Raw genomic sequence first — 24985 nt, forward strand, 5'->3', positions numbered from 1 at the left:
AAAATTTCCAGAGCGTTAACTAAAGTTAGATTTGAGGAATTTGGTATAGTTAACTAATTAAGGCTTAACGCTTAGATGTCTGTGGTAAATCGGTTCCTTTGTGACTGTTGCGAAACCAACTTAACCGCCAAGTCTTGGGCTGTAAATAAATACTACCCACACCGACTAAAAAGAAGAAGTAGCAAACTGCTTGCACCAAATATAGTCGCTGGGCATAGCCAAACAGTGCGGCAAATACCATGCCTGGAAATCGATCTTCTGGTAGCGTCTTACTTAAATTCCAGACCATTGGGCCGAGAATACAGTCTTTATCGGCTGGTTTGGCAAACCGCTCGTAGAAAAAGCACATTCCTTGAGACTCGCGGCTCATCTGAGCGACAGCATTAATTGCCTGGTCGAACTTACCCAGGGAAGTGACTACCAAACCCGCAATAATTAAGAGTAACAACACTCCCATCACCGCAAAGAATTTGCGGATATTCAGGCGCATTCCCCACTTGAATAATAGCATCCCCATCAGGCTAGCTGTAACGACTCCAGCGATCGCGCCCACTACTGGGACGATCCCTTGCTGGAATTTGCTAGCAATGAAGAGTACCGTCTCAAAGCCTTCGCGAAGAATGGCAAAAAAGACTAGTCCAAATATCCCCCAACCCGCCTGAGCATCGGTTTTGAGTGCGCTACCTACCGCACTTTCGACCTCTTGCTTTAGACCTTTAGCGTGTCGTGCCATCCAGATTAGCATCCAACTGAGCAGTCCGATCGCCAGTAGCCCAAACACACCTTCCATCAGTGGTTCGATTGCGCCTGCGTATTGCTGATTGGCATCACCTAAGCCTTTAATTACCCACTCAAAGGCAACCCCAGCCATCGCACTAACGGCAATTCCCGCGCCGATCCCAAAGTAAATCCAGTTTTTGAGGTGAGTTTGTCCGGCTTTTTTGAGATAGGCGAAGACAATGCCGATGACCAGAGCGGCTTCGACACCTTCGCGGAAAGTGATAATAAAAGTAGGTAAGGCTGAACTAAAATCCATCGGTTGATGTTCGCGTAGGTAAAGGGTTTGAAGGCATCTTTCCAAGGATACAGAGCCATAATGAAATTTAGATGAAATTTAGCCATTGGGCGCGAAATTAGATAATCTAATTCTGGTTAGATATCTTGCTCGGAGTAGCTTTAGTCGGGAGACTCACTGTAAATGTACTACCTACATCTAGTTGACTATCAACTTGGATACTGCCATGATGCGCCTGGACGATCGCGCGGACGATCGCTAAACCCAATCCTGTTCCGCCTGTATTGCGCGAGCGATCTGCTTGCACTCGATAAAAGCGATCGAAAATATGCGGTAAATCTGCCTCAGCAATCCCAATCCCATTATCTTGGATGGTGACGATCGCGTGACGCTCTGAAGATTCTAAGCGAATCGTGACTACTCCGTCGGTAGGAGTGTATTGAATGGCATTATTAATCAGATTGGCGATCGCTCGATACAGCCTGTCGCTATCACCCATGACATAGATTGGCTGTTTAGTGAGGATTTCTAAGCGGAGATCGATTCTCCTTTGGAGAGGCTCTGCCAACGAACTCGCGATCGCTATTGGAGCTAATTCTTCCTCTAAATCGCTGACTAAATCGTTCAAACAGCAGGGCTGAAACTGTATGGGTAATTGTTTGGCTTCCAACCGCGATAGCCAGAGTAAATCCTCAGCGAGACGAGTGAGGTGGCGAATTTGACGCTGGGCAATTTCCCAATTATTGCGAGTTTCCGGCTCGATTACTTCGACATCTAAAGCATTTTCTACGGCTATGCTGGTGACAGCTAGCGGTGTGCGGAGTTCGTGGGCGGCATCGGCGGTAAACTGCTGAATTTGTTGGTACGACTGGTAAATTGGTTCGATTGCCAAACCTGAGAGCCACCAACTAGCCCCGCCAATTAGTAACATTGCTAGTGGAATCCCAAACATCAGCATCAAATGCAGACTACTCATATACTCATCTAATCGATCGAAGGATTGGGCAACTTGAAGATAACCCCAGTCGCGATTGTCAATCGTTTTGAGTGGTAGTGTATGAAAGTGATAGCGTTCGCCACGATCGTCAGTAATAGTTTCCCAATCCAGAGTTGGGATTTTATTCTCCCTTGGCAAAGCGAAGCTTCCGGTAAACTTGTGTTGTTTCGATCCCAAAGTTGCAATCGTTTGACCTTTTAAGTTCAATAATCGCAGACAGTAGCCTTGTTTTTTTGTCAGTTCGGCAATTTTGGAATGAGGTTTAACTGGCGAACATTCCTGGCCGACTACACATAGTCCAGGAAGTACATTCATCACAACGGGATTTACTATTCCCGGCTGTTGTAAAACAGCTTCCAGCGTATCATGTACGGTGCCAGCTAAAGTGTTTAATTCTCGATCGACAGTTCGAGCGAATGCTCTAATCATCACTAAATGAATTGATAATCCACACAGCAATGCGATCGAACCAATGACGAGCGCATAGGTGATAGTTAGTTGAATACGGGTGCGATTGAATAGTCGATTTTGATGCACTTTTAATGATTGATAATTATCTATTTATGAATAGAATTGAGGCGATATCCAAATCCACGCATAGTTTCGATCGAACTATCACAGCCAAATTCAGCTAACTTCTTCCGCAATAGCCGAATTTGGGCGGCGACAACATTACTCGCCGACTCTGAATCGAGCGGCCAAATCCGATTGCGAATTTGGTCGTGGGTGAGGGTGCGATCGGGATGTTGCATCAGGTATTCTAAGAGTTGAAATTCTTTGGCTGTCAGATTCCCAGACTGTTCGCGTCCCTGGAGATCGATCGTCACGATCGCATTATTACCATAGTCTAGCCGCAGATTTCCCAATTGCAATCGCTCTGCTTGAAAGACTTGGGTGCGACGTTGCAGAGCGCGAAGTCTAGCGAGGAGTTCTTCCATTCCAAAGGGTTTGACTAGATAGTCATCGGCTCCAGCATCCAATCCCGCAATTTTATTCTCCATCCGATCTTTGGCAGTCAACATCAGGATGGGTAGAGTATATTTTTCTGCTCGTAACCGCTGACAAATTTCGATTCCAGACATTTTGGGCAACATCCAATCGATAATTGCCAACGCATAGGTTGTTTCGCCAGCGGAGATGCTACACAAACGATCGTTGGTTAAATATTCCCAGCCAGTTTTGCCATCTTCTGCCCAATCTACTACATATTGATGGCGAGAGAGGATTTTCTGAATGATGGCACCTAAGTCTGGCTCGTCTTCGATGAGTAAAATTTTCATAACTATACCGTAATTGTCCCCTAGTTAAGGGCACTTGAGTCTGAGTTGTCTTCGATCGACAGAATTTTCCTAACTACGATCGTCGCTTAACCAGATGAAATTGAGATGAAATCTCGGCTTGACTCATGATTTCATCTTAATTTCATCTCATCCCAATAGGATTGTAATAAGGTCAACATTACAATTATTTCTAGCACTTATGAATTTCAAAGTTAAATTACTCGCTCCGATTGCTCTGCTCTTAGGCGGGATTGGTTTCGGCTCCTTGGCAATTGCTAATTTAACAAACCAGAGGTCGAATTCAACAATTGCCCAAAACTCTGGTGGGATGAATCACGGTGGGATGAATCATGGTTCTATGAAGAAGGGGGGCATGATGAATCATAATATGGATGTCGGCCCCGCTGATGCTAACTACGATCTGCGCTTTATCGATAGTATGATTCCCCATCATCAGGGTGCATTGGTAATGGCGCAAGAAGTTCTCCAAAAATCCAAACGACCGGAACTAATTAAACTAGCTAAAGGTATTATTACCGAGCAGAAAAAAGAAATCGCCCAGATGCAGCAGTGGCGCAAACAATGGTATCCCAAAGCATCGGCAACACCCATCATGTGGCACGCTGCTATGAATCATGAAATGGCAATGACTGCCGAACATAAACAGTCAATGATGATGAGTATGTCTTTGGGTAAAGCCGATGCGGGATTCGATCGCAGATTTATCGATGCAATGATTCCCCATCATCAAGGTGCCGTGACAATGGGACAAGATTTATTGAAAAAATCTCAACGCCCAGAGATGAAAAAACTCGCTCAAAATATCATTACATCTCAACAAGCAGAGATCGCTCAGATGACTCAATGGCAGAAACAATGGTCGGCAAGTAAATAGTTAGTGGAAATTTATCTGAATTAAGGTAATGGCTGGGGATATAAGCGATCGTTTATATCCCTTATTTAAATTTTGATAAAAGTCTGTTATGCCCAGCCAATAACGATCGCGATTATCTGTGTCGTGTTGAAATACGGTTAAGGTCGCTCGCACGTTAAGTTACCTCAAAGTAAGTTCGATCGATAAGACTTCAAAACAATAAACTTAGTTGCCTGACAGATCTCTGCACAACCTGGGTTTGACAGCTAAATTTATCAAGTGTTGAGATCTTGCGATCTCAGCACCTAACGCATATTCTGAAATAATTTACCAAATATGTCTAAATTTCACTAAAATTTCACATATCATTGCAATGATATGTGCAGCAAGCTAATTCACGAAAAGTCAAGCACATGCGTTTTCATCGCTTATTACCCTTCGCTACTCTATGTCTAGCACTGACTACTATTGCAACTAGTGCTAGAGCACAGAGCCAAACTGAGAGTACTCTTCCCTACATCTATAGCAACTATACTTTTCCCTCCGCACGGGCTAGCATCGCTCGTCATACACTCCGGTTGGCGATTCCTACCAACTCAAAACCTGTATCTGCCCTGAAGCTCACCGCTCCAGCCGGATTTACGCTCAACCAAAAAGTGTCAGTTTTAGACCATAAAACAGGTAAAAGCTTACCTGTAAATGTCAGTATCGCTGGACAGACTGTAGAACTGAGCTTCGATCGAGCAATCGCACCTGGTGTGGCAATCGATATCGAACTGAATAATGTCAGCGTGTGGGGCACAGCTCGGTATTACGATCTGGCTGTGAAATTTGCTAGCGATAATCTAAATGTTAATGATGGCAAAATGCGAGCATCTAACGATCGATATGTCAATATTGGCAGAACGGGTTTACGTCTTTCTTAGAGCGATCGAGACTTAAATCGATAGCAAGATTTCCCCATCTTCTCGACTGCATACAGCTAACTTTCACCCCTTAATTATCATGCGATCGATTAAACTAAAATTACTATTATCTTTAGTTATATTAACAACAGTATCTAGTCCTAAAATCGCGATCGCAGGTGCCGGACATGACCATAGTGGGGCGAGTTCGTTTAAGTCTGGTGGTGAGGCTACTGGGGCGGTAACGGTTGATGCCGATACGGTCAAACGATTGGGGATTAAAGTCGAACCAGTTAAAAACCAACCGTTAGATATTGGCTTAAAAACTACCGGACAGATTGAAACTTTACCAGACCAAAAAGTTGAGGTAACTGCACCGCTAACTAGTAAGGTAGTGCAGCTACTAGTTAAGCCTGGGAGTAAAGTTACTAAGGGTCAACCTCTGGCTACGATTGCCTCCCCAGAGTTAGCTAACTTGCGTGTAGATGCCCAAGGCAAACAAGCCGACGCACAAGGTGCATTGCAGAAAGCACGGGTTAATTTGCAACTAGCTCAAGATAATTTAGTCAAGCAGCAAACAATTAGTAACGCCGACGTTGCTCAGGCTCGGACTAAATTAAGTGCTGCTCAAGCTCAATTCGATCGAGATAAATCGATCGTCAATCAGAGTGGAGTTTTGAAAGTAGCTCAGGAAAATCTCAAACTTCAGCGGCAAATCGCTAATGCCGAAATTACCCGCGCAAATACTGAAGTGGCGATCGCGCAAGAACAATTCGATCGAGATAGCGAATTAGTCAAAACAGGTGCCCTTGCCAGACGGCAAATGTTGGAGTCTAAAGGTAAACTCGAACGCGCCAAAGCTGAAGCGGCTAGAGCTAAAAGTTTACCCCAAGTAGTGCAAGCTCAAAGTGATGTTAAAAAGGCAGAGGTAGACTTGCCCTACCGCGAATTACGTGCTTCGCAAGCCAGTGTCGCTGAGGCACAATCGCTATTACAACGCGCTGAAACTCGTCGCGATGTTCTAGAAGCCCAAGCGCAACTCAAACGCGCCCAGTCGGATGTAGTTATCGCCCAATCGCAACTCAATCTTAGTACCACTAATTATCAGACTCGACTCCAACAATTGGGCAGCACCGCCAACGCGCAAGGATTGGTAACGATAACCGCGCCGATTGCTGGGACTGTTGCCAGCCGAGATGTCAGTATCGGTCAATCGCTCCAAGATGCGGGTGGTAAACTAATGACGATCGTTAATGACAGTCGGATTTTTGCGACGGCAAATATCTATGAGAAAGATTTGGGGCTGGTGAAAACTGGACAAAAAATCCGCGTCAAAGTCGCCTCCTTACCTAACCAAAGTTTTGAAGGTCGAATTACTCAAATTGGCACATCAGTACAGGGAGAAACCAGAGTCGTTCCCGTTCAAGCCGAAATAGCTAATGCTGGCGGTGTCCTCAAGCCAGGAATGTTCGCCGAACTAGAGGTAATCACCGATAAAACAACTGAGTCGCTACTGGCGATTCCCACTTCGGCGGTAGTCGATGCCAATGGTAAAAAAGTAGTCTACGTCCAGAATGGGAACGCTTTCCAAGCGGCAGAAGTCACCTTCGGGCGCACTTCTGGAGACATGGTAGAGGTAAAGACGGGTTTATTTGCAGGTGACATGGTGGTGACTCAACGGGGGACGCAACTATTCGCCCAGTCCTTGCGTGGCGGTGGCGAAAAGCCTGCTGCTGACGAACATCAAGATGAAGCGGCTCCAGCTAAAAGTAATGGTTTAGTCGTACCGCCTTGGTTATTACCAGTCGGTGGGGGCGCGATTCTAGTAACTGGGGGTGTGCTGCTGTGGAAACGGTTTCGTTCGGCTCCAGCAGATGATTTAGAAGATGGCGAGGAGGACGCTTACGCCGACAACTATCGTGACTCGTTACCTGCGGCTGAACTCACCGAACCCGAACCTTACACAAATAATCATCACTCCGTACCTTCGTCACCAGTATTGATGGGAGGAAAGAGTAAGGAAGGGGCGCAAGAGTGAACATCTACAAATGGATATTGAGGCCAAGAATCTCTATAAGATCTACTAAGACTTTGCGGTTATTTCAATTATTGATGTTGGGTGTAATCGTTAGTGTCTTGGCAAAGCCGCTGGTCGCCACAGCTTATATCAATATTAGTACTCACGATCGCCGCTATCTGGAACCCGTACAAGTTCCCCAAGAGCGGGTAGGGATTGTTTTTGGTGCAGGACTGCTGCAAAATGGGCAGCCGACACCTTTTTTAGCCAGCAGAATTACCGCAGCAGCCAAGCTCTATCATCTCGATCGAGTGCAGAAATTACTGATGACTGGTGATAATAGCCGAACTGATTATAATGAGGTGCGATCGATGCAGGAATACGCTCACAATTTGGGCGTACCGATGCAAGATATTACTTTAGACTATGCCGGATTTAGTACTTATGAGAGTTGTTATCGCGCTCATAAAGTTTTTGGCGTACATCAGGCGATCGTGATTACCCAAAATTATCATCTACCGCGTACTGTTTATACCTGCGATCGCTTGGGTATTAAGACAGTGGGTTTGGGCATTCCCGATCTGGAATTGTATGGATGGCGGGGGATGATGCCAGATTTAAGGCGAGAAATGTTGGCCAATGTCAAAGCTTTATTAGAAGTTCATGTTACTCGTCCCCGACCTACTTTTCTGGGAGATTTTGAAGGAATGGACTAGTTGAAAAAAATTATCGATTTATTTGTTAAGTGCAGATAAAATTCTAAAATTTATCGCTTTCTACCCGCAGCCCATCTTATTATTCAAATTAAAAAATGCTCGGAAATATCGTCCAGTGGGTAATTAACCGTCGGTGGCTAGTCGTACTAGCGACAGTTATCGTCTCATTGTGGACAGTTTATGTGATTCCCCAGATGCCCTTGGATGTGTTGCCAGCTTTCGCGCCGCCGCAAGTGGAAATCCAAGCCGAAGCACCTGGACTCGCACCAGAGGAAGTAGAATCGCTAGTAACGTTACCGATCGAAAGTGCGATTAATGGTACGCCTGGAGTCACTGCGGTGCGTTCGTCGAGTGCGGCGGGAATTTCGGTGGTACGGGCGATCTTTACTTCATCAACCGATACTTATCAGGCGCGGCAACTGATTACCGAGCGACTGCAACAAGCCGTTGGTAAGCTACCCCCAGGAGTCGAAACACCCCAATTATCCCCCACCACTTCGCCCGTCGGTTTGGTGGTACAGTATGCTTTTACCGTCGCCGATGGCGTGAAAGCTGCACCAAACTCCCTGATGGTAGCGCGGCGGATTGTCGATTGGCAAGTGACAAATCGCCTCTTAGCCGTGCCAGGAGTCAGTCAAGTTTTGGTGTTTGGTGGCGACGATCGACAGTTTCAAGTATTGGTAGATCCGGTTAAATTAGCAGCTTTTAATATTACTTTAGACCAAGTTACCCAAGCGACTAGAAAAGCAAATGTCAATGCCGCAGGTGGCTTTTTTATTACTCCTGATACCGAGAGATTGATTAGGGGTGTTGGTAGGATCGAATCGATCGAAGATCTCCAAAAATCGACAATTGTATCCCGTAATGGCACCCCCGTTAGATTGCAAGATGTGGCCGAGGTGAAAATTGGTGCGGCACTACAACGGGGCGATGGTGGTTTTAACGGTCAGCGAGCGATTATCGTGATGGTGAATAAGCAGCCTAGTATCGATACGCCGACTGTCACCCGCGCGGTGGAAAAAGCAGTCGCCGAACTTAAAGTTGGTTTGCCCAAAGATATCAAAGTTACTACTACTTTTCGTCAAGATAGCTATATCGAATCTTCCGTCGATAACGTGCGTTCTTCTTTGATTCAAGGTAGTATCATTGCCGCGATTATCTTGATTCCATTTCTATTGAATTGGCGAATTCTGGCAGTATGTTTATTAGACTTTTTCTTGACATTGCTATTTGGAATGTTAGTACTGTCATGGTTGGGAGTTGGTTTGAATACCATGACACTGGGTGGTTTAGCGGTAGCAATTGGAACCGCGATCGATGATGCGATCGTCTATGGTGAAAATACCTATCGTCGCTTGCGTGAAAATAAAGCTGAGGGCGATCCACTCACGCCGCTAGAAATCATTTTTGAAGGTTCTCAAGAAGTGCGCGATTCACTTTTAGGCGCGACGATTATTGGGATTATTGTCTTCTCACCGATCTTTACATTACCAGGGATTGAAGGGAAGATATTCACCCCGATGGGGATTGCTTACTTAGCCGTAGTTGTTGTTTCTAGCTTAGAATCTTTATTCGTTTCTCCGGCTCTGTGTGCGATTTTGCTCCCTGCTACTAAAGTGACACAACGAGAACCGTGGCTGGCGAGATTTTGTAAGGGGATTTATAGCTTATGCTTAAATTTCTCGATGAGAAACCCCTTGTTAATTATGGGGACTGCCACAGTTTTGACCGTCGCATCAATTGTTGTTATTCCTTCATTTGGTAGAGCATTTTTACCAGAGTTTCAAGAGCAAACGATGGTCAATACCTTGATTTCTTATCCAACTGTTTCCCTCGAAGGCAGCACCAAAGCGGGTTATGTGGTTGAGGAATCCTTGAAAAACGATAAGCGGTTTGAATTTATCCAAACTCGTGCCGGACGCGCTGCTGGTGACTCTGAAGCCGCAGGCGTGAATGTTGCCCACGTCGATATCGAACTCAGTAAACTAGGGATGCAAAATCGGGAAGAATCGCTCAAAGTCATGCGGAAAGCCTTCGAGCAAATTCCAGGTGCAGCCGCAAATATTGGCGGCTTTTTACAACATCGGATGGATGAAGTTTTATCGGGGGTACGCAGTTCGATTGCGGTGAAAATTTTCGGTTCTGACTTAGCGGAGTTGCGGAAAGTTGGGCAACAAGTAGAACAACAGATGAAAACAGTTGATGGTGTCGTCGATTTGCAACTCGAACCTCAATTACCAGTACCGCAGATTCAAATTAAATTCGATCGCGATGCAGCTAGTCGTTATGGTCATACAGTAGGCGATTTATCTGAGACGATCGAAACTGCTCTCAATGGTAGAGTCGTTTCTAAAGTACTAGAAAATCAACAATCTTTCGATCTACTTGTCTGGCTAAAACCCGAAGCCCGACAAAATCTAGATACCATCCGCAATCTCTTAATTGATACCCCCAACAATCAAAAAATTCCGTTGGGTAGCATTGCCAAGATTGAAGAAGGGACGGGGCCGAATACGATCGGTCGGGAAAATGTATCGCGCTTAATCGTCGTCTCAGCTAATGCTAAAGGTCGCGATATCCGCTCGATCGTGACTGAGATCGAAGCTAAAGTTAAAAGCAACGTCCAATTGCCGACGGGCTATTTCATTCAATATGCAGGTCAATTTGAAGCTGAAGAACGTGCTACCCAAAACATTCTAGTTTTCAGTGCGATCGCTTTTGTGGCAATTACCGTTCTGATGTATCTTTCCGTTAAGTCGATCGCATCTACGGCAATGATTATGATTAACTTACCAATTGCCTTAGTCGGTGGGGTCATTGCTGTGGCTCTCACAGGTGGGGTAATTTCAGTCGCATCTTTAGTCGGATTTGTATCCTTATTTGGAGTCGCAACTCGGAACGGATTGTTATTAGTCGATAACTACAATACTAAATATGCCGAAGGAATGCCGATGAAGGAAATCATTACTAAAGGTTCGATGGAGCGATTGAATGCGATCTTGATGACGGCGTTAACTTCGGGCTTGGGTTTAGCACCAATGGTATTTCAAGGTGGATCGGGACAGGAATTATTACAGCCGTTATCGATCGTGGTCTTTGGTGGTTTATTTACTTCTACGGCGATTACTTTACTAGTATTACCCGCTTTATATGCCAAGTTTGGCAAGCATTTATTTCCGAAAAAAGAGGAAGAACCCAAGACAGAGCAGTTTTTCATGCACATGTAGCAAACAATATCAAATGGACAATGCAATTTTAGATGGACGTTTGATTGACTATTTTCAGATCTAAAAAACTAAGTTTCCCGCATTGGGCTGATTTTTTGTGAATCTAGATACTGTAGTTAGAGAGAAAGTGTGGAAAAGTCTTAAATCCACAGATCCAAGCTTTATTGAAGAAGTTCGGCAATGTATCAACAAAATTGAAAAAAGACAATTTGACGTTGGTTTGAGAGTAAAAAAGCTCAAAGGTACGAGCAAAATTGTCTGGGAAGCCAGAATAAATCGAGATAGCCGCTTGCTGTTTACCTATAAACAGTCCAACCATCGCAACGGTCAAACTTGGAAATTCATCGCCATCGAAGCAGTGTGTAGAGAGCATGATGAAGTCAACCATCATGCCCAGATTATCGATCGAAATTGGTGGGAAGCAGAAGAAGTTAGAGTATTAGGGAACTTAGACCAAAAATTTCAGGAATTGAGTAGTGAAGACCAGGCGGAAATCCACTTATGGCAAGCAGCAGAAATAGAGATTCAAGCAGAATCGACAGATGAGCTGCTAGATAATACCAAGTGGTTAATTCTCGAACCAGAAATTATTGAATCAGAGCAAGCATGGCAAATGGCGATCGCCAGTGCAGCAGATTTACGGCTGCGATTGACACCAGATGAAAGTAAAGCGATCGATACCTATGGTAATATGCTGCTGTCTGGTAGTGCTGGGACTGGCAAAACTACAGTTGGATTGTATCGACTGGCTCGAACTCTGCAAATGAATCCAACTGCTAAGTGTCTTTATGTTGGTTACAATCCAATATTAGTGAAGGAGTCAAAAGAACAATTTAAGCAGCTATGGGGGGAGACATTTGAAGGTCTGCCACTCAAACCCGAATTCTTGACGATTAGAGATTTGTGTCTAAAAATCACGAAAGATCTTGGGGAAGAATTCAAGCATCATCTTGTCGGCTATCAATATTTTTACCAGCGTTATATCAAAAAGCCAGAAAGTAAGCAATATCCACCAGCTTTAGTGTGGGATGAAATCAGAAGTATTATCAAAGGTGCGAACTTAAAAGCGCAATCTGGATGTTATTTGCTAAGTCAAAAAGAATATGAAAATTTAGGAAAAAAAAGGTCTGGAGCGATTCGGGCTGGAGAACGTCATAAGATTTATAAATTAGCACAATGGTATCAAAACCGTATAGATCGCGAACAATTAGCTGATGAAATCGATCTAACAAGAACAGCTTTACGGCTGAGTAAAACTGCTCGATATCAACCTTATACATTAATTGTCTGCGATGAGATTCAAGACTTAACCGAGATTCAGATCGAGCTATTAATTAGATTACTAGTCCAAAATGGACAAATTTTGGGTGCTGGAGATATGAATCAAATGATTAGTCCGAGTGGCTTTCGATGGGAAGATTTAACAACCAGACTATATCAGCAAAATCGTCAATGGACTGAAAAAAGATTAGATTTTAACTTTCGTAGTACTGGTAAATTAGGAGCTTTTGCTGTCGAGCTGCTGAACCTAAAATTCAAACTACTCTCCGAATCACAATCCCAATCAGAAGCTCCAATTAACACCAGTGGAGAACTAGCTCGGTTAGTAGCAGCTTCCAGAAATGACCTCAAGCAAATTAAGCTCGGATCGGGGGATGCTATTTTAGTAAGAACCGAAGAACAAAAAGCCGAACTTCTTACAGATTTAACCACTAAATTAATTTTTACAATTGAGGAATCTAAAGGCTTAGAATTTGATACTGTTTACTTAGTTAACTTTTTTGAATATACTAACAGCTTAGAGTCTACGATCGCCAGTTCAACTAAACAGTTGACACGACAACAGCCACAGTTGCGGTTGGAGTTTAACCTTTTATATGTAGCTATTACCCGCGCTCGTTATATTCTCAACATCTGTGAACCAAAAATATCAGATCTGTGGAAACGTACTGAATTAGCAGAGAGTTTAATATCGATGAGTATCGCTGAAGCTTTTAGTCCAGCTCAAGCGATCGCCCCTCAAGATTGGTATCTGAAAGCTATCTACTATCGAGATGCCAGACTATTACCGCAGGCATTAGAATGTGCCACTAAATCTGGAGATGAAACTCTCAAACAAGAAATCGAAGTAGAGTCTTTACTACTCGATCTCAAATATTATGAAGCGGCTCAATTACTGCTAGAGATCGAAAAATATTCCGAAGCAGCCGAAATTTTGGAAGATTTAGGCGATTGGCAAGAAGCCGCACAAGCTTGGGGTTGGGCTGGAAATAGAGTCAGATCTTTAGAGTGTGAAGTAAAAAGTCTAAAAGATAAAAATCAGCTAGAATCTGCGGCTGATAAACTGATTGAGATTGAAAGATATGGAGAGGCCGCCGAGCTACTAGAAGCTGCGGAATGCTGGGATAAAGCCGTAGAAATATGGGGTAAACTAGGTGATGAAGATGGTCGGAATCGATGTTTATTGCGATCGTCGATAAATAATTGTGTTGCTATTGAGGATCGATCGGGTCAGAATATAGAGGCTATTAATGACTACGATTCCGAGCGCGTAATCGAGATCGATCCTCAAGATGCTAAAGCTTACTTCGATCGGGGCACAGAAAAGTACCGCTTAGGACAGAATGCAGAAGCTATTGATGACTACAGTCGTGCCATTACAATCGATCCTCAGTATGTTGGTGTCTATGTTGGGCGGGGTGCTGCTAAGTATAATTTAGGGCAGCATCGAGAGGCAATTGATGACTATAGTCGTGCCATTACTCTTAATCCTCAAGCTGCTGAGGCTTATTTTGGGCGAGGTACAGCAAAGTATAACTTAGGGCAGCATCGAGAGGCAATTGAGGACTACAGTCATGCCATTACTCTTAATCCCCAAGATGCTTTTGCTTACTATAATCGGGGCTTTGCTAAACATAGCTTAGGACAATATCAAGCAGCTATTGATGATTATAATTGCGTCATCATGATAAATCCTCAAGATATTGATGCTTATTTTCGTCGGGGTGCTGCTAGACATAGTTTAGGACAGCATCAAGCAGCGATTGATGACTACAATTTCGTCATCATGATTAATCCTCAAGCTGCTGAAGCTTATGTTGGTCGAGGTACGGCAAAGTATAACTTAGGTCAGCATCAAGCAGCGATTGATGACTGCAATTTTGCCATTACTCTTAATCCTCAAGCTACTGATGCTTACAATAATCGCGGTCTTGCAAAATGTAGTTTAGGACGGGATCGAGAGGCGATCGATGACTACAATTTCGCCATTACTCTTAATCCTCAATATGCGGTTGCTTACTATAATCGCGGTCTTAGTAAGTATAATTTAGGGCAAAGTCAAGCAGCTATTCCAGATTTTATTAAAGCTACGGAATTATTCGATCGGGAAAATCAGATGGTCGAATATAAAAGGGCTATAGATATTATTAATTTTTTGAATACTCGATTAAAATAATCGAAATGAATACTCTGGCTGGATCGTAAGATATTCGATTAGAGTCTTAAAATAACTGTTATATAAATATTGTTCGATCGAGGAAACGATCTAGTTACATAGCCAAGTTTTGGTGGAAATTAAGGATATCATCATATATAACCTAGATATAGAATCAAAGCAGCCAGCCTATTTTAATGGAACTAGTCAAAATTTCACTAAAATTTCACACATATTTGCCAGAATGAAAGGGCATGTCTGTAAATACTCGGTTCGATTCTCCTTTGGAGAGGCTACGCCAACGAATATGATGACACGATCGCGATCGTGTGAAATTACCATTTACCAAATATTGAGGATTATCGATGAAATTTTTCAACATCAGCTTAATTGCTTTGGGTAGTGTCAGCGTACTCTTCTTAGGTGCTTGTAGTAGTGGAGATAAAGCTACTACAACTGAAACTACTACTACTAGTTCAACTCCAGCAACGGCAGCTACAACTGAACCGCAGGTGGTAAAAGAGGGTGAAAAGCATGATGAAAGCTCTAACCATAAGCATTCAGGGGATAAAGATGGTCATAGTGGACAAGTCGTACAATTGGGTAAATATCATATCGAGTTAAAGCCAGATCTCGACAAAGATTCTATTCATCTAGATACAAAGTTACATGGCGAACAAGATAAAGAGATTACTGATGCCAAACTGCTCGCTCAAGTCCAGCTACCAGATGGTAGTAATAAAACCCTACCAGTTCTCTATAACGCCGAAGAAAAGCAATACACCGCCAAGCTACCTGCAAGTGCGACGAAGGGCGATTACAAAGTTGTCCTCCAAGTCGATGTCAAAGGGGAAAAATTCAATAGTCGCTTTAGTTTTAAGCAATAAGATCGACTGTGGCTCGATTCGATCCAGGTCATCGGCTTGATAAATAATGTCATAAATCTAAGATGGTACGCATTTTATTAATCGAAGATGAACTAGATTTAGGAGCCGAGATCGAACGATTGCTGCAACGTGAAGGCTATGAAATCGATCGAGCAACAGATGGCGATCTCGGTTGGGCATTTCTATCTTCACCAGATCTGATTTACGATGTGGCGATTATCGATTGGATGTTGCCTGGTATTTCAGGGATCGATTTATGCCGTCGCTTGCGCCAACAACAGCAGCAATTACCCGTACTGATGCTAACCGCTCGAAACGATATTCACGATCGCGTCACAGGCTTAGATGCTGGGGCTGATGACTATTTAGCCAAACCATTTAGCACCATCGAATTACTCGCTCGCATCCGCGCCCTCAGTCGTCGTCCCGCCCAATTTCAATCCGCACAAATTAAGCTGGGAAACTTTAGCCTCGAAGTAGAAACACATACTTTAAAACATAGTAAATCTGCCAAAATTTCCGCAGTAACTCTGACTCGTAAAGAATATCAAATTCTTGAATGTTTGATGACTAATCACGGACAAATAGTACCAGCCGATCGACTTCGCGATCGAGCGTGGGATTTAGCAACAGATCGAGCTAGTAATGTTTTACCCGCTCAAATTAGACTATTGAGAAAAAAGTTATCCCAATTACCAATCTGCTTAGAAATCGAAAATATTCATGGCATTGGTTATCGCTTAAATTCGCCAACTTCTATGTGAGTATAAGATTGTGGAAACTGGTAGAAATGTCGATCGATTATTCAAACGCAAACGCTGGCTGTTGACTTTAACATATGCTAGCGTGATGGGCTGTACTTTAGGATTAGTCGGCTATGCGTTCGATCGAATTGTCACTAATCTCAGTTATCGATCGGTAGAAAAAGAGATAGCATCACTCGCTAGTAATATCCACGATAACGTCGAATATAAATTAGCCACACCTGGAAAAATACCAGCAGATCTATACGCTAGAATCCCCGAACTTTGTCCGATTTACTTAAACTGTCAAACTCAATGGCAACAACAGCATCGTCATACATTAGTTAATATCGACCGACATTATGCTAGCTTTATCGATACTTGGGGTAAAACTAGAGCGACATTAGGTATTCACCCAAATGTTCCAAAACCCTCATTGAGTTCTTTAGAAAACTCGCGCTGGGATCATTTTCACGATCGAATGGGGAAAGGTTATCAGCAACTTACTTTAGAAATTCATACCCCCGATAACCAAGTTTGGGGCTATTTACAAGTAGGACGAGATTTGACAGATATCCATGAATATCTGAACAATATCCATTTATTTCTAACAATTGGCATTATCGCCAGCGAGTTTATTGTCGTTGTCGTTAGTTGGTATCTAGCTGGATTAGCAATGCGCCCACTGTCTCAATCTTACCAGCAAATGCAAAAATTTACTGCTGATGCCGCTCACGAGTTACGCACGCCCTTAGCTACATTACAAGTAATTATTGAAAATGGTCGTGCGGAATATCAACATCTGGCTCCAGAGTTAACTAGTTGGCTCGATCAGATCGAGCGACAAAATATTCGGATCTCTAGTTTAGTCAACGATCTATTATTTCTATCTAGTCTCGATCGCCCAGATAATAAGCCAAACTTAGAGCCATGTTGTCTGACAGAAATCGTCCTAGATTTAGTCGAAGAATTTGCTATTCCTGCCACCGCTAAGTCGATCGATATTTGTAGCGATCTCGATCTCGATGCTCAAATTTGGATCGACGGTAATTCCGAGCAACTCTACCGAATGGGCGCAAACTTAGTCGATAATGCGATTAAATATACCCCCGCAGGTGGGAAAGTAGCGATCTCGCTGACTCAGAATCTTAACGATATCTCATTGCAAGTTAAAGATAACGGTATCGGTATTTCCGATGCAAATAAAGTGCTAATATTTAACAGATTTCATCGCATTGAATCTAAATCCTCACCACCTCAGCATAGTACGGGATTGGGGCTAGCGATCGTTAAATCGATCGTCGATGTTCATGGCGGACAATTAACAGTTTGGAGTCAGGTAGATAAGGGGAGTATTTTTACGGTGAAGTTTATTAGCAGTTTGAAGATTAATTAATACAATTAAAATCGCTAAAATAGATGCTACCCCTGTAGGTAAGTTTTCAATAAGCTTTGAGTATCAACATTCGATCGCGAGTCGAGATGACAACAACTTAACTCGATCGACATTAAATCAAAATTTCACCTTAATTTCATCATATTTTCATTAAAATTTCACTTCACATTGTTAATTTGTAAATAGAGAGGTTATTCGATCTAAAGTAAAAGGTATATTTTTATGAAACGTTATCTGTCGATCGGTTTGGCAGTTGTTGCCATTTCATTAGCTGCAAACACATCTGTACAAGCACGAGGTAAAACTGAAATGCTTACAAAACCAGAAGTAATTACAAAACCAGAAGTACGTACTAAACCAATAGTGCTACCGAGCGACCGCTCTATTACCCCATGTGAATTGGTGAGTGGTGCTTATCAGGGTCAATATCGAGCTTATTCTATTCCTGGATTTGGAGCGTTTTCTGATGGGGTCAGAAGGGGGAAAATTACTGCTAAAGATCTAGTCAAAGCTGCAATTGATTCTAAAAGATTACCACCACAAGCTATCGAAGATCGCAGTTATCTGGGCTATGTCGATCTTCAATTAAAACCGATCCGGTTTTAAACTAGCCGCGTATAGTTCGACCCCAATGTCATATAGCTATCTAACGAATACTCGGAAAACCCAGATTCTGTAACAATTGAGTATTCTTATCACCTCAAGGCTTGAGGTGATTTTTCATGGCTACCGTCAGCTTAAATTAATTGGAATCATATCGAAATTTCATCTTAAATTCATAGTATTTTCACCGAAATTTCATCCCATATTGTTAATCTGTAAATAGAGAGGTTATTTAATTCATTGTCAAAGGTATATTTTTATGAAACGTTATCTGTCGATCGGTTTGGCAGTTGTTGCCATTTCATTAGCTGCAAACACATCTGTACAAGCACGAGGTAAAACTGAAGTACTTACAAAATCAGAAGTATCTATCAAACCATTAATACTAGCAGCCGATCGTCCTTCTTTAGGATATATTACTCCATTTGAATTGGTTAGTGGGGCTTATCAAGGTCAATATCGAGCGCATTCTATTCCTGGATACATTAGTGACAAGTTAAGAAGCGATCGCACTTGTCAAGCGGGCTTGAGGCGATGAGTCGAAGAAAAAATTGTCTGTTCGACTCATAGAATCAGGAAAAGGTGCAATAATTAACTTAACATTAGGTTTACGAACAGTTTTAACAATACCTAAATCTTGATTCTCTGGGGCAGCAAAATAGGTGACTGGATTGGCAGCTAAACCTTTATGATGAGCTACATGAAAATGATAAAGACCTCGATAAATCATCTCTAAAGAAATGCGGTCGAATGGGAGAGATAATTCATCAGCTACAGCATCACCTAAATCGACTAGAACTGCATAAAACAGCCAAGTCCCCCACATCTGTAATTTAATTCCATTAACTGAACCAGTCCATAAATAACTCAACCCGAGCAATCGTTTAACAGTATTAAAAGCCTCTTCAATTCGCCACCGTCTTCCGTACAAATCGGCGACTACATAGGGAGGAAGATTCAATGGGTCGAGTACACTAGTTAGATAAGAATACCAGACTTTACCCACTTTAATTTCGACTAATCTTACAGTTATATATGGAGTCTTTTTGGTGCCAGACCCCATCCGCACTATTCGGTCACGGATACTATAACTATTGCTAAATACTCGCTCTATCTGTAGCGATGCACCTTTTTTTTAATCGAGTAATAAAATGAATATCTCTGTTAATTAATTCTTGCCAAAATTGGAAATGATAGAAGCCTCGATCCAAGAGCAATAAAGTGCCCGATGTTACTAAATTCAGGATATCTTTCTCAAAATTAACATCTGAAGCTTTGGGATTTTCTCTAAACCAGATTTCAATCGGCAATCTCGTCACCAAATCTATGACTACTCCCATTTTTCCCGCTAGTTGTCCGATTGGCACATCAGATAAGCTATCTAATTTCTTGAATATCGCTTCCAATGTGGAGCCATCACATGCCCAAATCCGCTCAAATTTTGCTTGAGCAAATTCAATGCTTTGTGGCAACAATCGCTGTTTTCTCTGGTGCCACTTCACTCTAAATTCTGGCAGTAATTCCTTAAACACTCTCTCAAATAACTCAGATGGAAAGGTCAGAAATCTTTGTGCAATCGCCTGTTGACTTACTTGTGTTGGCTCACACCACAAAAATCCTTCTCGCCCTAACATTCGGCTTAGTTCTCTGACTCCTGGCACATTCCGCCACAGTAGCGTCAGCACTGCTGCCATCATCAAGGGTAAATTTAACAGCCGATTTCTCAGCCCTAATTGTCGGTAGTAATGACTTTGATTGAAAATTGCTGGTGTCAATAAAGCCTCTACTTGAGCGGCGATGATCTCATCTTCCACACCTGGTTGGTGGTTCTTTTTGGCGTGGTCGCGGTTACTTCTTCGGCGGCTGGTCATCAGGCCTCTATTCCCTCAAACTCTTGACTAGAAACAGTTTGGCATCTTTTTATTACCTTTTTGACAAATCTCTGATTTTCTTAACTTGTCACGAATGTCCTGGATATGGCTCTTTATCGGCGGGTGTCAGAAGTGGGGAAATTACGGCTAAAGATCTAGTCAAAGCCGCAATTGATTCTAAACTATTACCACCACAAGCGATCGCCGATCGCAGTTATCTTGGTTATGTCGATCTCCAATTAAAATCGATGAAGTTTTAAACTAGACGGGTATAATTAGATCCCAATGTCAGAGAGCTATCTAACGAATACTTGGAAAACCCAGATCCTACGTAACAATTGAGTATTCTCATCACCTCAAGCTTTGAGGTGATTTTTCATGGCGATCGTCGTAGCGAACGCTCATTAAAATTTTGGTCTGAAATAATTAGATGCTAAAGTTGTATTAACTAAATTAGATGAATATTGAAGCTAAAATTTCACTTAAATTTCATATTAAGCGCGTAAGCTATATATAGCTAGATACAGCATTCTGCATTGCAGTAAAATATGTCAATCGCAATTAAACGATCGCACGATATTCGATCTCCACAGATCGTGAAGATCGCGATTTTAATAAATGCTGTAAACGGCTTCACCTCTATAAATCGATCGAGAGTTACTCTAAATGAAAAAACAAAACATTTTAATGGGTGCTATTGCTAGCATGATGGCTACTCTAGTCTTGAGTCAAGCTAGCTATGCCAATGAATCTAGCAATAATGCTTCTAAATCCAGTCCACTATCGGTTCGCACCCAAACTCATGAAGTAGCGATGTTCAACAAACAAGGAAAACCTCACAAACATCCTGGCAAGAAAGTAAATAAACCAAAGAAAGTATCGAAAGCATCGAAAGCCTAAGATCGAAAACTTAGTTGAATCTTAAGGGAAGTGCGGCAACTGCCGCACTTCCCTTATTGATTTATAAAACGCTAACGCTCTGCTCGATCGATTTATCCACCTGTAAGTGTTGCGACACGCAGACTAGATAGAGCGCGATTGTAATCGATAATCGCCGTGATGCGATTGCCACGAGCGCGAGCCAGAGCGGTCTGGGCTTGAATGACATCAGTTTGCGTACCCACTCCCGCCTGAAAGCGCAGACGAGCTAGTTTGAGACTTTCCTCAGCTTGTTGGAGAGCTTGAGCAGAAGTCGCGATATTTTTTTGATTGGAGCCGAGACTGTTGTAAGCTTGTTCGACTTCAAATCGGATTTGATTGCGGGTGGTTGTGAACTGGTTTTCAAAAATCTCTTGATTGACTCGTTCTCTGTTTGAGCCAGCTCTGGCAAAACCACCATCAAGGAAGTTCCACCTCAACTGTGCGCCGATACTATAGTTATCTTGGGCAGAAGTAGAAGCTGTTAGACTTTTGCCCAAAGTATAGTTAGCAAAAAGATCGACCTGAGCGGAGTCAGCCGCAGCAGCGACAATTTGTTGTTGTTGGCTGATAGTGCGGCGGGTTAGTTGTTGCTTGACTTCGGGGCGATTTTTGTATGCTAAAACCACACTCTCTTCCAAAGAATAGCCCCAAGCTCCTAACTCACGCACGGTATCGGCGGCTTTAAATTCAGTATTGTTATCGACACTCAGTCGCTGGGCGATCCTTTTACGGGCGGTTTGCTGTTGACCTTGAGCGTTGGTGAGATCTTGATTGGCAGTAGCCAGTTGGACTTGGGCACGGAGGATGTCAAATTTCGTACCTACACCAGCTTTTTCTTGGAGTTGAGCATCGCTCAAACTACGGGTTGCATCCGCGACGGCGGCTTGATTGATGATGACAGATGAATCGGCGGCTTGAAGGTCGTAGTATGCCGTGATGACCTGACCGCGTACCAATTGTTCGATTCGCACCAGATCGAGCCTGTCGAAGTTAACTTGCTCTTCGGCGGCGCGAACGCTACTCTGATTTCGACCTGCGCTCAGGATATTATAAGTAGCTTGGAGGCTGCCTTGGATGTTCGTACTAGTGCTGTTGCCAAATTGAGATTGAGTACCGATAATTAATGGCGATCCTTGATTTTGGACGGTACTTGTCAATCCTACTTGCACTGCTTGAGCGGCTTGTGCTTCTCTAATTCCGACTTGAGAGCGATTTACAGTCAGCCGAGCGGCTTGAACTTCCCGATTGTTACCAAATGCGATGTCTATCGCCTGTTGCAGAGTAATGGATTTGTTGCCAGTAATCTGAACCTCATTACCTGTTTTGGGAAGATTGAGATTATTTTGAAGCTTGGTATTATTGTTAGGTGTTGGGGTTGTCGGAGTCGTTTGGGCGAGGATCTGTGGCAATCTCTCGATTGCTGTTTGTCTTGTTGAGTTTGGCGCGATTTTATGACTAGCTACAGATAGTAAGCCCCGATCGATACCTGCTAAATTCAGAGATTTTGCCTGAGTGGGTTCGATCTTGCCTAATCCGCCCAATCCCAGCACAATAATTGCCCCAATTGTTTGCAATCCGATCGCTATTTGGCGTTGGCGTAGTCTCTCCTGCGGAGAATCGTTCGGTGAAGATGCTCCAGCTTTAATTGGCAGGCAACTAGTTTGTAAATCTGTCTGTTGGTGCAAAATATTTTGTGAAGGTTCGCTCTTTCTATTTAATATATGAATCAATTTGATTAGAGTTGGCATTTTCAATTGTCTAAGAGATCGGGTATTTAGATCGCGAGCTGCTCTTGCTCCAACGGCTGTGTTAAAGAATTACTCCCAACATTAGACACTATTAACAACTCGCAATTGGATCGGTCAAGCACTCAGTTTAAAACCCGTTAGTGAAATTTAGATGAATTCACCTCAATTTCATCTAGCACTGCAAAACTAGGAACTATCGGCGTTTAGTTGAGCAACTATGGCTATAAATACCAACTCATACACAACTTCATCCTCAATCACTCCAGCCGTTCGCGCAGTGGGGCGGTTAAGCTGGCTATTACTACCCATCTGGATCTCGCTAGTATCCCCATCAGCATTCGCTCATGGTGGGCATGGCAACGAATTTGGCTCTCAAGAGGGAACGAAAAGTACCAAAGTGCAGGTGGTCGATGGAGCAACGGCTCAACAGATTGGAGTGCAAACAGTCGCTGCCAAAAAACAAAGCTTAAATGTCGAAATTGCTGCTACTGGGCAAATCGAATTATTACCTAGCAAAAAAGTAGAAGTTACCGCACCGATTAAGGGCAAGCTCGTACAGCTACTCGTACAGCCTGGAGCAAGAGTCAAAGCAGGACAAATCCTCGCGACGCTCTCTAGCCCCGAACTCAACGATTTGCGAACGAGTTCCCTGGAAAAACGATCGACAGCCCTCGCCCTACTCCAACAAGCTCAAACCGATCGCAATCTCGCCCAACAGAGCTACCAAAAAATCGTCCAAATCGCTGCTGCTGAAACCGATCGAGCCAACAGTCAATTAGCGGCGGCGCAATCTCGACTAGCGCGAGAGCAACAACTAGTCAAAAGTGGCTCGATCGTCCAGGCGGCAAAAACTAGCTATCAGCGGCAACAACAAATTGCCACTGCGGAAATCAGCTCTGCTCAAACCGAACTAGAGTTAGCCCAAGAGCGTTATCAAAAGGATCTAGAACTAGTCAAGAGTGGGGCACTAGCACGCCGTCAGATGTTGGAATCTCAGGCTAAACTAGCCGCAGCCCGAACTGCATTAGTCAGAGCGCAAAGTCAGGCAGGAGTAGCCCAAGCTGCCACCGACTTGCGTAAGGCTGAAACCGATCTGCCCCTGCGAGAATTGCGGGATGCCGAAAAGCAGGTAGCTGATGCCAGAGCAGAACTAGCTAGAGCGATGAACCAAAAATCGGTAGTCGAAGCCCAAGCGCAATTCCAAAGAGCCAACTCAGCCGTAACCGCCGCCCAAACTCAGCTCAGACTCAGCGATGCTAGTTACCAGGGGCGACTGGCACAATTGGGAAATCGGGCTAATGCTCAGGGGATCGTCACCGTTACCGCCCCGATCGATGGCACAATTGCCGACAGAGAAATTACGATCGGGCAGTCTGTCGCCGATGCTGGTGCGAGATTAATGACGATTACCGACGATCGCCAAGTATTGGCAACGGCGAATATCTATGAGCGCGATTTAGGACGATTAAAAATCGGTCAGCAAGTTAGTGTTAAAGTGCCTGGAATGGCGGATAAAGTATTTTCTGGTCAAATCTCTCGAATTGGAACGGCAGTGGACTCCCAGAGCCGTGTAGTTCCCGTTCAGGCAACCTTGGATAATAGCCAGGGGCTACTCAAAGCCGGAACGTTCGCCGAAATCAAGCTGGCGACAGGTCAAATTACTAGCCCAGTAGTCGTAATTCCGGCTGGTGCGGTAGTAGAAGCAGACCAAGAAAAATTAGTATATGTCAAAAGTGGCGACAGCTATCAGCCCACAACCGTTACTCTCGGACAAACCGTTGGCGATCTAGTTGAAGTCAAGACGGGACTGTTTGCTGGCGATCTGGTTGTCAATAAACGCGCGCCTCAACTCTATGCCCAATCTTTAAAAAAGAAGCCAGCTAGCGAAGATAAAGCAACAACAGAAGCTAAACCTGACAATGCTGTCAGTCAAAACCAAATACCAACTTATCTCATCTGGGGATTAGTACCTGTTGCGGGTATTCTCGGCGGTAGTGCTTGGTGGCTGAAGAAAAGAAGCGAACGGAACGCCAACAGTTCAACCGATCTTATCGAGCCAGAGGACGAACTGAATTATCTGCCCGTTGAGGAAATACACACAATTGAGGAAGATTCTAAACAGCATAATTCCCCAAACTCCAGTCAATATCCACAGATTGGTGCTACCTCGCGGGACGTTGGCGGAGCCTCTCGGAACGAGAATCTCTATCGATAGCATTGACATAACAACATCATTAACATCGGGCACAGTGCTATCTCGACAAGTTCGTTCGCGTAGCGTCTCCATTGGAGAATCGATATTGTCTGAAGTATAGATGATGGCTGTTCCCTCTACTAGCTAAAAGTAAC

18 protein-coding genes and 1 pseudogene are annotated in these 24985 nt (G+C 43.5%); 14 read left to right on the forward strand and 5 right to left on the reverse strand.

The genetic code is table 11. The annotated features are described in order from the left end of the window. Positions 1-64: 64 nt before the first annotated feature. The 3 genes from CHA6605_RS08845 to rppA (CHA6605_RS08855) form a co-directional block, all read right to left on the reverse strand. Positions 65-1036, reverse strand: coding sequence for an FTR1 family iron permease (locus CHA6605_RS08845; protein WP_015159130.1), 972 nt, complete (start codon positions 1034-1036; stop codon positions 65-67). 106 nt (positions 1037-1142) lie between these two features. Beyond that, the gene (gene rppB, locus CHA6605_RS08850; protein WP_015159131.1) at positions 1143-2549 is read right to left on the reverse strand and encodes a two-component system sensor histidine kinase RppB; all 1407 of its coding nucleotides are present in this window, start codon (positions 2547-2549) and stop codon (positions 1143-1145) included. Between the two features lie 20 nt (positions 2550-2569). Further along, positions 2570-3292, reverse strand: a complete 723-nt coding sequence (gene rppA / locus CHA6605_RS08855; RefSeq protein WP_015159132.1) for a two-component system response regulator RppA — start codon at positions 3290-3292, stop codon at positions 2570-2572. A 199-nt stretch (positions 3293-3491) separates the two neighbouring features. Between rppA (CHA6605_RS08855) and CHA6605_RS08860 the strand changes: the two genes are divergently transcribed. The 11 genes from CHA6605_RS08860 to CHA6605_RS32770 all read left to right on the forward strand — a co-directional run bounded on the left by CHA6605_RS08860 (position 3492) and on the right by CHA6605_RS32770 (position 18634). Continuing rightward, positions 3492-4187: a DUF305 domain-containing protein gene (locus CHA6605_RS08860; RefSeq protein WP_015159133.1), complete on the forward strand. Its 696-nt coding sequence runs from the start codon at positions 3492-3494 to the stop codon at positions 4185-4187. 392 nt (positions 4188-4579) lie between these two features. Next, positions 4580-5092: a DUF2808 domain-containing protein gene (locus tag CHA6605_RS08865; RefSeq protein WP_015159134.1), complete on the forward strand. Its 513-nt coding sequence runs from the start codon at positions 4580-4582 to the stop codon at positions 5090-5092. A 79-nt stretch (positions 5093-5171) separates the two neighbouring features. Then, positions 5172-7109, forward strand: coding sequence for an efflux RND transporter periplasmic adaptor subunit (locus CHA6605_RS08870; RefSeq protein ID WP_015159135.1), 1938 nt, complete (start codon positions 5172-5174; stop codon positions 7107-7109). 74 nt (positions 7110-7183) lie between these two features. Then, positions 7184-7804, forward strand: a complete 621-nt coding sequence (locus tag CHA6605_RS08875; RefSeq protein ID WP_015159136.1) for a SanA/YdcF family protein — start codon at positions 7184-7186, stop codon at positions 7802-7804. 95 nt (positions 7805-7899) lie between these two features. After that, positions 7900-11031 carry an efflux RND transporter permease subunit gene (locus tag CHA6605_RS08880; RefSeq protein ID WP_015159137.1) on the forward strand — a complete coding sequence of 1044 codons (3132 nt, stop codon included), beginning with the start codon at positions 7900-7902 and terminating at the stop codon, positions 11029-11031. A 97-nt stretch (positions 11032-11128) separates the two neighbouring features. Beyond that, entirely contained in the window at positions 11129-14488 is a 3360-nt protein-coding gene (locus CHA6605_RS31470) for a tetratricopeptide repeat protein (protein ID WP_015159138.1), read from the forward strand. A gap of 344 nt (positions 14489-14832) precedes the next feature. Further along, the gene (locus CHA6605_RS08890; RefSeq protein WP_015159139.1) at positions 14833-15354 is read left to right on the forward strand and encodes a hypothetical protein; all 522 of its coding nucleotides are present in this window, start codon (positions 14833-14835) and stop codon (positions 15352-15354) included. Between the two features lie 62 nt (positions 15355-15416). Beyond that, positions 15417-16118: a two-component system response regulator RppA gene (gene rppA / locus CHA6605_RS08895; protein WP_015159140.1), complete on the forward strand. Its 702-nt coding sequence runs from the start codon at positions 15417-15419 to the stop codon at positions 16116-16118. Between the two features lie 10 nt (positions 16119-16128). After that, positions 16129-17493 carry a two-component system sensor histidine kinase RppB gene (rppB, locus tag CHA6605_RS08900; protein ID WP_015159141.1) on the forward strand — a complete coding sequence of 455 codons (1365 nt, stop codon included), beginning with the start codon at positions 16129-16131 and terminating at the stop codon, positions 17491-17493. 222 nt (positions 17494-17715) lie between these two features. Beyond that, positions 17716-18099 carry a hypothetical protein gene (locus tag CHA6605_RS08905; RefSeq protein ID WP_015159142.1) on the forward strand — a complete coding sequence of 128 codons (384 nt, stop codon included), beginning with the start codon at positions 17716-17718 and terminating at the stop codon, positions 18097-18099. Positions 18100-18355: 256 nt separating this feature from the next. After that, a complete protein-coding gene (locus tag CHA6605_RS32770; protein WP_015159143.1) occupies positions 18356-18634 on the forward strand; it encodes a hypothetical protein in 279 nt (92 codons plus the stop codon). Here the strand turns inward: CHA6605_RS32770 and CHA6605_RS08910 are convergent. Then, positions 18593-19967 (reverse strand): annotated as a pseudogene (locus CHA6605_RS08910) (IS4 family transposase). The gene CHA6605_RS32770 and the pseudogene CHA6605_RS08910 sit on opposite strands and share 42 nt — an antisense overlap. Positions 19968-19990: 23 nt before the next feature. On the opposite strand from CHA6605_RS08910, the gene CHA6605_RS08915 reads away from it, so the two are divergent. After that, entirely contained in the window at positions 19991-20227 is a 237-nt protein-coding gene (locus tag CHA6605_RS08915) for a hypothetical protein (RefSeq protein WP_157259929.1), read from the forward strand. Between the two features lie 406 nt (positions 20228-20633). Continuing rightward, positions 20634-20867 carry a hypothetical protein gene (locus CHA6605_RS08920; RefSeq protein ID WP_015159144.1) on the forward strand — a complete coding sequence of 78 codons (234 nt, stop codon included), beginning with the start codon at positions 20634-20636 and terminating at the stop codon, positions 20865-20867. A 92-nt stretch (positions 20868-20959) separates the two neighbouring features. Here CHA6605_RS08920 and CHA6605_RS08925 read toward each other — a convergent pair whose 3' ends face one another. Further along, positions 20960-22636, reverse strand: a complete 1677-nt coding sequence (locus CHA6605_RS08925) for a TolC family protein (RefSeq protein ID WP_015159145.1) — start codon at positions 22634-22636, stop codon at positions 20960-20962. A 217-nt stretch (positions 22637-22853) separates the two neighbouring features. Here CHA6605_RS08925 and CHA6605_RS08930 point away from each other — a divergent pair, with 217 nt between their 5' ends. After that, positions 22854-24851, forward strand: coding sequence for an efflux RND transporter periplasmic adaptor subunit (locus CHA6605_RS08930; protein ID WP_015159146.1), 1998 nt, complete (start codon positions 22854-22856; stop codon positions 24849-24851). Positions 24852-24985: the final 134 nt, after the last annotated feature.

The sequence above is a fragment of the Chamaesiphon minutus PCC 6605 genome (assembly GCF_000317145.1).
In the GTDB taxonomy this organism is placed as follows: Bacteria; Cyanobacteriota; Cyanobacteriia; order Cyanobacteriales; family Chamaesiphonaceae; genus Chamaesiphon; species Chamaesiphon minutus.